Origin of the sequence: Bacillus sp. AR4-2 (genome assembly GCF_008274865.1) — a bacterium.
Taxonomy (GTDB): Bacteria; Bacillota; Bacilli; order Bacillales; family Bacillaceae_G; genus Bacillus_A; species Bacillus_A cereus.
Window position 1 is genome coordinate 285,001 of sequence record NZ_CP031062.1, and the last position, 10,000, is coordinate 295,000.

Sequence of the window (10,000 nt, forward strand, 5' to 3'; positions counted from 1 at the left end):
AGTACGTGGTCGTAGACCCGAAACCAGGTGATCTACCCATGTCCAGGGTGAAGTTCAGGTAACACTGAATGGAGGCCCGAACCCACGCACGTTGAAAAGTGCGGGGATGAGGTGTGGGTAGCGGAGAAATTCCAATCGAACCTGGAGATAGCTGGTTCTCCCCGAAATAGCTTTAGGGCTAGCCTTAAGTGTAAGAGTCTTGGAGGTAGAGCACTGATTGGACTAGGGGTCCTCATCGGATTACCGAATTCAGTCAAACTCCGAATGCCAATGACTTATCCTTAGGAGTCAGACTGCGAGTGATAAGATCCGTAGTCAAAAGGGAAACAGCCCAGACCGCCAGCTAAGGTCCCAAAGTGTGTATTAAGTGGAAAAGGATGTGGAGTTGCTTAGACAACTAGGATGTTGGCTTAGAAGCAGCCACCATTTAAAGAGTGCGTAATAGCTCACTAGTCGAGTGACTCTGCGCCGAAAATGTACCGGGGCTAAATACACCACCGAAGCTGCGGATTGATACCAATGGTATCAGTGGTAGGGGAGCGTTCTAAGGACAGTGAAGTCAGACCGTAAGGACTGGTGGAGTGCTTAGAAGTGAGAATGCCGGTATGAGTAGCGAAAGACGGGTGAGAATCCCGTCCACCGAATGCCTAAGGTTTCCTGAGGAAGGCTCGTCCGCTCAGGGTTAGTCAGGACCTAAGCCGAGGCCGACAGGCGTAGGCGATGGACAACAGGTTGATATTCCTGTACCACCTCTTTATCGTTTGAGCAATGGAGGGACGCAGAAGGATAGAAGAAGCGTGCGATTGGTTGTGCACGTCCAAGCAGTTAGGCTGATAAGTAGGCAAATCCGCTTATCGTGAAGGCTGAGCTGTGATGGGGAAGCTCCTTATGGAGCGAAGTCTTTGATTCCCCGCTGCCAAGAAAAGCTTCTAGCGAGATAAAAGGTGCCTGTACCGCAAACCGACACAGGTAGGCGAGGAGAGAATCCTAAGGTGTGCGAGAGAACTCTGGTTAAGGAACTCGGCAAAATGACCCCGTAACTTCGGGAGAAGGGGTGCTTTCTTAACGGAAAGCCGCAGTGAATAGGCCCAAGCGACTGTTTAGCAAAAACACAGCTCTCTGCGAAGCCGTAAGGCGAAGTATAGGGGGTGACACCTGCCCGGTGCTGGAAGGTTAAGGAGAGGGGTTAGCGTAAGCGAAGCTCTGAACTGAAGCCCCAGTAAACGGCGGCCGTAACTATAACGGTCCTAAGGTAGCGAAATTCCTTGTCGGGTAAGTTCCGACCCGCACGAAAGGTGTAACGATTTGGGCACTGTCTCAACCAGAGACTCGGTGAAATTATAGTACCTGTGAAGATGCAGGTTACCCGCGACAGGACGGAAAGACCCCGTGGAGCTTTACTGTAGCCTGATATTGAATTTTGGTACAGTTTGTACAGGATAGGCGGGAGCCATTGAAACCGGAGCGCTAGCTTCGGTGGAGGCGCTGGTGGGATACCGCCCTGACTGTATTGAAATTCTAACCTACGGGTCTTATCGACCCGGGAGACAGTGTCAGGTGGGCAGTTTGACTGGGGCGGTCGCCTCCTAAAGTGTAACGGAGGCGCCCAAAGGTTCCCTCAGAATGGTTGGAAATCATTCGTAGAGTGCAAAGGCATAAGGGAGCTTGACTGCGAGACCTACAAGTCGAGCAGGGACGAAAGTCGGGCTTAGTGATCCGGTGGTTCCGCATGGAAGGGCCATCGCTCAACGGATAAAAGCTACCCCGGGGATAACAGGCTTATCTCCCCCAAGAGTCCACATCGACGGGGAGGTTTGGCACCTCGATGTCGGCTCATCGCATCCTGGGGCTGTAGTCGGTCCCAAGGGTTGGGCTGTTCGCCCATTAAAGCGGTACGCGAGCTGGGTTCAGAACGTCGTGAGACAGTTCGGTCCCTATCCGTCGTGGGCGTAGGAAATTTGAGAGGAGCTGTCCTTAGTACGAGAGGACCGGGATGGACGCACCGCTGGTGTACCAGTTGTTCTGCCAAGGGCATAGCTGGGTAGCTATGTGCGGAAGGGATAAGTGCTGAAAGCATCTAAGCATGAAGCCCCCCTCAAGATGAGATTTCCCATAGCGTAAGCTAGTAAGATCCCTGAAAGATGATCAGGTTGATAGGTTCGAGGTGGAAGCATGGTGACATGTGGAGCTGACGAATACTAATAGATCGAGGACTTAACCATATAATATGTAGCAAATGTTATCTAGTTTTGAAGGAATATGCCTTCATAGTTTGGTGATGATGGCAGAGAGGTCACACCCGTTCCCATACCGAACACGGAAGTTAAGCTCTCTAGCGCCGATGGTAGTTGGGACCTTGTCCCTGTGAGAGTAGGACGTCGCCAAGCAAGCTTAAGACGAGTCAGAATAACTCGTCTTTTTTGTATGCTTTCATACCTCTATCAATTGCATTTTTAACCCCTTCTAAATAAGAAAATCCATATTTTTTATCTGGCTCTAAGTAAGTTCCTTCCGCCCACTCGTTCCATGCGTTAATAAATAAAAACTCGCTGTTATAAAAAGAGTAAGTACGATGAATTTGCTTGCTTAAATATATGGTGAACTTTTCAGGGGTAGAACCTACAAAGATGCTGCTATTTGCGTTTTTACGTCGTGCAGTATTATCCCAATCAACAAAAGCCCCGGGAAATGTTTTTTTCTTTGGGAGCGATCGTTGTAATATATACATCCATACTTTATCGTAGTCCCAAACATTTAATTGCATATCAGAATCATATATTACCTTATTTATGTCTGAAGAGCTATCATGGGCAATTGTATAGAAAGGTTCAAACTGAATGCTAGCATCGAATCCATTTATATTAGGTAGTGGAAAACTGTTTAATGTTTCAGCAAAGTATATACCTTTTAAACCATTTTCTCGCGCTAATGCATTCCAGTAATTAAGCATTTTTTCACAATCAGGAATATGTCCTGGACGATAAATAATGAATAGAGGTTTATCATCTATATAAATATATCTCTCATCCTGGAAAGCCTGTAATAAATAATCAAAGTGTTCCTTCCAATCAGATATATCTCCGTAGTCTTGAGGCATTAATATATGTTTATCGAGACCATCCCAAGATTTTGTCCATGGTTCATTTGCCCAAGAAAGACAAAAAGGGAAGTCAGGTTCCTTCATCTTTAGTACCTCATTAAAGGGTGTTTCTAATAGTCTTTTTCCCTTAAACCAGTAATGATAATAACAAAAACCATATATACCGTATGCTTTAGCGATTTCCGCTTGCCACTTTCTTACGGAGGGGGTAGTTAAGTCGTAATAAAAATCTTGATAAGGTTCCCTAGGTTGATAATGTCCTGAAAATAAAGGTCGTGCACTTTTAGTATTGGTCCATTCAGTAAATCCTTTCCCCCACCATCGATCATTTTCTTTAATTTGATGGAATTGTGGTAAGTAAAAAGCTATTATTTTCAAGTTATATCCCCCTCATGTTTTTCGTAGTTCAAGTGTTGGGAAGTTATTCTTGATTTGGTGAAGTAATTTTAAAACAAGAGATATGTTATCTGTTTACTGTTTTTTATGGTATGTATTGGATTTTTTTAAGCTTACTTAATAAGAGAGTATTAGGTAATTTGATATATAGCTGAAATAGAAAGTGCTTTTCGTCATGAAATTTATTACGTTGAATGAAAGGAATTAAATTTTTTGAAGGACAAAGAGGGCCTGTGGTAATCGATTTACATCATCAAAAAAGTCTTGTAGCTTTAAATATTTCTCATAATGATTTTCAATATAAGTCCTAGGTATAACAGTTTCTCCGTAAAAACTACTATTTCTAACATCCCCTGCACCAGTAGGACTGTGAACAAATTTGCCGTTTTCATAATCCGAGATGGCGCGATGTATATCTGGAAAAGCTTGAGATAAAGTTTTATGCCATCCTGTTTGAATTAATTCAGGATGTTCTTGGAATTGTTGACAAAAATCAAGAAAATAGCGCGCTTGTGTTGTTGCGATGAAGATTCCACCAGGGCGAAGAACTCTTGAAAATTCTTTTACCCAATTTTCAGCAGTCGCTTCGGATAAATGTGAGAATACAGAATAAGCGAATATGATATCTAATGAATTGTCACTAACAAATTCTACAGGGGGATGTGGACTTGCTGTTTTATATATCCCTCTTCCTAGTGTTTCATTACAAAGTGTGATCATCGCAGGATCGACATCAATGCCAAGTAAATTTTGATCAGAGGCATCTTTAAATAAGAAGCGTATAATTCTTCCCCATCCGCAGCCGAAGTCTAAAACTTTACTTTCTTTATTCAAGGGAACCCCTAAATTTTGGGCGTATTCTTTTATATGTCTATAAAACAAATATGCTTCGTAAAGAGCATGTTCATAGGAAGCACCTACAAATTGTTTTTGAATTTCTTCAGGAGGAAACCTAGGTACGGGAATCCCATTTACCGTTGTTTGCGAACAACTTTGTATAAATAAATTTAGAAGTTCGACATCAGATAGTGAATTAACAAGGTAATCAAAATCACTTCCTAACTTAAAGTTATTCATTTGTTAAACCTCCGAATTATATAGTGATTAAACTTTATTTTCTTGCTTTTTACTAATAAAAACATGTAAAAATTCAGCATCTAATCCTAGTGATCTATCCTTTTGTAAATAAACAATGGTATACATATTGGTGTGTGTATAAATATATTCAATCATATCCTGCCCCCAATCGAACGTTACTAAAGATCCATTTTCATCAATAGGGTTTCCATGATAAATGGGCTCTTCAATATATTCGATCACCTCTTGATTCATTCTTGCTCTTTGCACAGTTTTTGTGAGTGTATGATACCAAGGGATAGTAAATACATGAGCACCGCCAGGTTTTAATACTCGTTCTATTTCTTTAAAGGCTTTGTTTGGCGTCATTACATGCTCAAAAACGTCTTGAGTAATGAATAAATCAAAAGATTCATCTTCAAAAGTCATGTCTTCTAAGTTCTCACATCTAATACCTTGAAAGTATTGGCCAAGAGGATAATTTCTAAAGTATTGAGAATAAGTATAGTTTTCACAGTTTTTTAATAGTAGCTGAGTTGTAATTCCTCCAGGAGAGGATTCGTGGATACTATAGGAATCCCATTTTGGAAAAAATGTATGCAAAGCATGGATTAAAGCTCGCTGCCTGGGTATAGAGTTACATGTAGAACATAAATAATGATCTCTAAGCCAATCATTATGCTCTATAAATGTAGCTTTCTTTTCGCAAATAACGCAGTACCCATTATTGTGTTTCAAATTGATTTCCACACGACATCCCTCCTATGTTAAATGCAATCTATTTATGGAAAGTATGATACACGTCAACAATCAGCGAAATCAAAGGGGGAATGGGGGAAAGTTAGGTATTTTTTAAAATTGCGATTAGGAGAAGGGAATAATCAGTTGAAGAGAACCCCCAATCGAATTAAAGTTTCACTTTATGCTATGCGATGCATCAGCTTTTATTCATGGGAAAATGTATAGACTTAAAATATCCCTTTCGTGTATGGGTACATTTCAAAATCCTGTGCGTATATTTCTGTAACTAAATCCATAGTTTCTTTATCATAAAAGCTTTCGTATGTTGGAAATCGTGGGAAGTCTGTATCTGTAATGCTAAGTTCTGCATAGCTCCCTGCATAAATCATCTTGTGTGCGCGATGATGATCTGAATTTGTAAGAAGTGCTAAAGGGGATTTTATCAAATCGTACGTGTGTTCTAGTTCGGTGATTTGTGTATTAAAATCTTCTAAAGGAATATAACATTGGATGAAGTTTTCTTCACCAGGGACGTATTGTTGACTAAAATGTATATCTAACGCTAGAGAATTGGAGCTGAATGCCTGAACGTAATATAAAAATTGTTTAAATGATATTCCTTGATTACTATATTTGTCATTATAAAAATAATGACGGATACTTTCCCATTGAGGGCTAGCATATGGGTTGTCAGCAAGTAATAGAAATGAGCTGACAGCCCTTGTATAGGGATTTCGCACAAGTTTACAAACATCCTTTTTACCCTCTAGAAGACCATTTTGTAACTCTGGTATGTAATTTGTATTGTTCTTATACACCCAGAACTCATAGTAATGAATAAAGTCATTGTATTTCTTTGCTTCAGTAAATAATCCGATTTGAAAAAAGAACCAATTAGCTAACGCGGTGCATCCGCTTCTATGACTCCAAAATAGTATAATCGGAAAGTCTTTATGGTAATGTGGAATTCGATCTTTATGTAGAATTACATGATTTAAAAGTTCTTGATTTATATTTTTCATGAGTTTCGCACTCCTTTTTTGAAAACCTTGTGTATTTAGAAGTTTTTTTATGGGTTAAACAAGTGAGGATTGTTTATTAAATATATTCATGGGGATGAGTAAATATTATGAGTGTTTTTGCAGTCAACCAGAATAAGGAAGCTATTCTAAAATGAAAATAGAAAATAAAGATAATGAAAATTTATAACAAACATACAATGATAAGAAGATGAATAATCGAAATGATCCAGTTTATTTGTGTATATTTTTAGGTTTGAAGACGGGAAAAATTTACTACTAGAGAGATGATATTATGAGGAAGAATAATTATTTAATAGTAGGTGGAAATAGTTTCATTGGTATCAACCTCGCATTGGGTTTATTGAAACAGGGGCAAAATGTAAAAGTATTTTCCAGACATATAAATAATTTTCCTCAAAATATTGTAAGTGAAGTTGAATTTATTAAAGGTGATTTAAAAAATGTTGAGGATATATATAAGGCTTTAGTGAATATAGATATTATTATTTATTTAGCTGCGACGTCTAACGTAGCAACTTCAATTGAAGATGTTTTCGGTGATATTAATAGCAGTCTATTTTTTCTTAATTTCATGGAAAGTGTTAAAGATTTTCGTATTAAAAAAATTATATTAGCTTCTTCGGGAGGCACAGTTTATGGTGAACCTGAATATTTGCCTATTGATGAGAACCATCCATTAAGACCACTTTCCCCGTATGGAATAACAAAAGTTTCGCTGGAGAATTATTTGTATTTTTATAAGAGAAAATATGGAATAGATTATGTTGTATGTAGATATTCTAATCCGTATGGAAAATACCAAAACCCCTTAAAAAAAGTTGGGGCGATAAATTGTTTTTTGTACCAGCATCTCAGTAATGAAAGGATTCATATATATGGGAATCCAGAGGAGATTATTAGAGATTATATTTATATCGATGATTTAGTTGAAATTACTATACAACTAGCACAATTAAATCAATTGAAATCTTGCGTATACAACATAGGGAGTGGCAAAGGTCTTTCTTTAAAACGAATTATAGTGGAATTAGAGAAAATAACAGAAAGAAAAGTGGATTTTATCTGTTACAAACAAAAACAAGAGAACGTTCAAAAAATCATTTTAAATATTGATAAGATAAAACAAGAATTGAATTGGGAACCTAAAATAGATTTTAAACATGGGATTAGATTAAATAAGCTATGGATTGAAGAGTTCTTATATAGTAAAAAACAATAACCCACACTCTACTTGTATAAGCAGAGCGTGGGTTATTATTTTACTTCTTTTTCTATAACCCAAAGGTCTTGATGTTCCCACCAAAATCCTTCAGTATACTTTTTGATAATTGGGTTATGGGGTAATAATTTAATTTTGTCACACACGTAAGAGGGACTAACTATCGTTTGTCCGTATTGATTCACATCTAAATCGAATTGTTCACTAGAAGAGAGAAACCAATAGCCCTTTTCATTTAAATTTGGAAACCCGAAGTATTTTTTGCTTTGATAGCCATGGGTTGTGAAAATGAATAAACCACCAGGTGAAACAGCGTTATACAATGTTTGCAGCCAACGAAACCAAGTTGTATCAGGCATATGAGAGAAAAAGGATAGACAAAAAACGATATCGTACGTAGAGGAGTCCAATTTTAACTGTTCAGGCTCAGGATGAGATAATATAGAAGAATTATTTAATTTGTTTTCAATAAAGGAAATAGCCTCTTCGTGTATATCGCAAGCGGTTATACTCAAATTCGCTTGTAGATTTAATAAATGACGTGTTACGCAGCCGTATCCGGATGCAAATTCTAACAATTTAATTGGATTGCCTGTAGGAGGATAAAGGGAAGTAATTAAGTTTAAGAGTATTTGTGCTGAGTTTTGCCCATCTTTAAAGTAGTAATCTATCGCTTCTTTTTTTGATGGGAAGACGGGATTAGTGACAATGAACTGAAAGATATGATCCTCAGGATGGATACTTGCATTTACATTATAGCTGTGTGCGATTTGAGAAATTAAATCTTTATGTTCCTCTATAAAGTCTTTCAAAGAGTATTCCTCCCTTAAGTAATAGTAGCAACTTACAAGAGATATTGATGGCATAGAAAGCACAAGTTTAAATTTTTAAGTATGCTTTAAGATGCTTTCTATATGTATACATTTTCATTTTAGAAATGTCGTCGATAGTAAATCTTTCTTTAATGAAATTTTGCATTTGTACAACTTCATTGTAATGGGAGTATGAATCTTCTGTTCTCGTTACGCTATTTAAATGTCGTCTATGATAGTTTAAGGGGGATGGATTGAAGTAAATATCTCCCTCTGTAAGAAGAGAAACATAGAAAAACCAATCACCAGCTATTTTGAACTTCTCTAACTGTTTTTCTGTTTTCTTCATATCTATATTTTTAAAAACTACACTTGAAACATTAGGTATAGTGTTTTTGATAAGTAACGTATCTTGTATTTCTTCGACGCCTTTTCGAAAATAGGGGCCTTTCCATTTTTCTTTATCGATATCATTTGTGTAATTTAAATAATGATTAGCCAATACATTTCCTTGTTCATCAATTTGTTTTGATTGTGTGTAACTTAAGGTAATATTGTTATTTATATAAAACCCCTGTATCACCTCTTGTAAAAATGTCTTATCGCATAAGTCATCGGCCTCTGCGATCCAAATATAATCACCAGTTGCTGCAGAGACTCCTTTTATCCATTGTTTAAATACAGAACCAGAGTTTTTATCATTAATAATCTGTTGAACCTTCAGGTGGGGCTTATTTTCTTTTGAGAGCAGCTTTTTAAAAGTTGATACGCTAGGATCAGTGGAGGCATCGTCTAAGAAAATTAGTTCGTAAAGAGGGTAGGTTTGGTTTAAGATTGATTCGATTCGAGCAGGTAAGTATTTTTCATAATTATAGTTCGGTATGATTACACTTATCTTTTTGTAATTATGTTCGAGAAGATCTAGTAATTGATAAATGTAATTAAGAAAATTGAAGTTTTTTTCGATAAGTTCTTGGCCAAAGCTTCCCTTTTGTAATCGTAATCCCTCATCGTGAATAAATTCATATATTTTCTCTAGCATTTTGGGTAAATTTAAAAAATCTACTAAGGCACCAGTTTTTTCTGTAACAACATCCTCGAAACCTCCAGCATTTTTAAACCCTATAACAGGAAGTTTTGCATCTAATGCTTCTAAAACAACATTTGGAAAAGGATCTTCCCTTGAAGTTAATAAGTATAAGTCAGCCCCGGCGTTATATAATCCGATATCGGGAGTAGGATCGACTAATGTGAAATGTGCTTTATATTTAGGGGGCAGTGTATTCAGGAATTGAACGTCTGTTCTCCCTACCCAAATGAAATGAATATCCTTGTGAGTCTTTCGTACTGAGTAAGAGATAAGTGAGAATAAATCTATTCCTTTTCGATAATCTGCGAAGCCTACACCTAAGATGATTTTGCTATCTAGAGGCAGGTTAAGATTCTTACGTAACTCATTTCTAGCTTTTGCGATATTGTTTTTATAAGGATTGTGGTTAAACAAACCTTGAGGGAGAATGTGACATTTTTGAGGATCCAATTCAGTGATTGTACGAAATTTTTCATATACGTATTGTGAAGGGAAGACAACTTTGTAAGCAAATTCAGCGAT

7 protein-coding genes and 2 rRNA genes (2 of these 9 running past the window's edge) are annotated in these 10,000 nt (G+C 37.5%); 3 read left to right on the forward strand and 6 right to left on the reverse strand.

Annotated elements, in window-relative coordinates:
• Both DN399_RS01625 and rrf read left to right on the forward strand, forming a co-directional pair.
• Window positions 1-2,222, forward strand: a 23S ribosomal RNA gene (locus tag DN399_RS01625) (it extends 700 nt beyond the left edge of the window).
• Window positions 2,223-2,271: 49 nt separating this feature from the next.
• Window positions 2,272-2,387, forward strand: a 5S ribosomal RNA gene (rrf, locus tag DN399_RS01630).
• 14 nt (window positions 2,388-2,401) lie between these two features.
• On the opposite strand, the gene DN399_RS01635 is transcribed toward rrf, so the two are convergent.
• The 4 genes from DN399_RS01635 to DN399_RS01650 form a co-directional block, all read right to left on the reverse strand.
• Window positions 2,402-3,478, reverse strand: a complete 1,077-nt coding sequence (locus DN399_RS01635) for a glycosyltransferase WbsX family protein (protein WP_149149294.1) — start codon at window positions 3,476-3,478, stop codon at window positions 2,402-2,404.
• Between the two features lie 222 nt (window positions 3,479-3,700).
• Window positions 3,701-4,573, reverse strand: a complete 873-nt coding sequence (locus DN399_RS01640; protein ID WP_001058708.1) for a class I SAM-dependent methyltransferase — start codon at window positions 4,571-4,573, stop codon at window positions 3,701-3,703.
• A gap of 27 nt (window positions 4,574-4,600) precedes the next feature.
• Window positions 4,601-5,323 (reverse strand): class I SAM-dependent methyltransferase, encoded by a 723-nt coding sequence (locus DN399_RS01645; protein WP_000405119.1) that lies wholly within the window; start codon window positions 5,321-5,323, stop codon window positions 4,601-4,603.
• Window positions 5,324-5,541: 218 nt separating this feature from the next.
• Window positions 5,542-6,336 (reverse strand): sulfotransferase family 2 domain-containing protein, encoded by a 795-nt coding sequence (locus tag DN399_RS01650; RefSeq protein ID WP_149149295.1) that lies wholly within the window; start codon window positions 6,334-6,336, stop codon window positions 5,542-5,544.
• 292 nt (window positions 6,337-6,628) lie between these two features.
• On the opposite strand from DN399_RS01650, the gene DN399_RS01655 reads away from it, so the two are divergent.
• Window positions 6,629-7,576 (forward strand): NAD-dependent epimerase/dehydratase family protein, encoded by a 948-nt coding sequence (locus DN399_RS01655; protein WP_149149296.1) that lies wholly within the window; start codon window positions 6,629-6,631, stop codon window positions 7,574-7,576.
• Window positions 7,577-7,611: 35 nt separating this feature from the next.
• Here the strand turns inward: DN399_RS01655 and DN399_RS01660 are convergent, their stop codons facing one another.
• Window positions 7,612-8,388, reverse strand: a complete 777-nt coding sequence (locus DN399_RS01660) for a class I SAM-dependent methyltransferase (protein WP_025710436.1) — start codon at window positions 8,386-8,388, stop codon at window positions 7,612-7,614.
• A 67-nt stretch (window positions 8,389-8,455) separates the two neighbouring features.
• A protein-coding gene (locus DN399_RS01665) for a glycosyltransferase (RefSeq protein ID WP_149149297.1) crosses the window boundary here: on the reverse strand, window positions 8,456-10,000 show its 3' portion. Its footprint extends 387 nt past the window's final position; the window shows 1,545 of its 1,932 coding nt (coding positions 388-1,932); its start codon lies beyond the right edge, outside the window; the stop codon is at window positions 8,456-8,458.

Coding starts and splice junctions, on each gene's coding strand:
- DN399_RS01640 (WP_001058708.1), bottom strand. CDS start 4,573: ATGAATAACTTTAAGTTAGGAAGTGATTTTGATTACCTTGTTAATTCA.
- DN399_RS01650 (WP_149149295.1), bottom strand. CDS start 6,336: ATGAAAAATATAAATCAAGAACTTTTAAATCATGTAATTCTACATAAA.
- DN399_RS01655 (WP_149149296.1), top strand. CDS start 6,629: ATGAGGAAGAATAATTATTTAATAGTAGGTGGAAATAGTTTCATTGGT.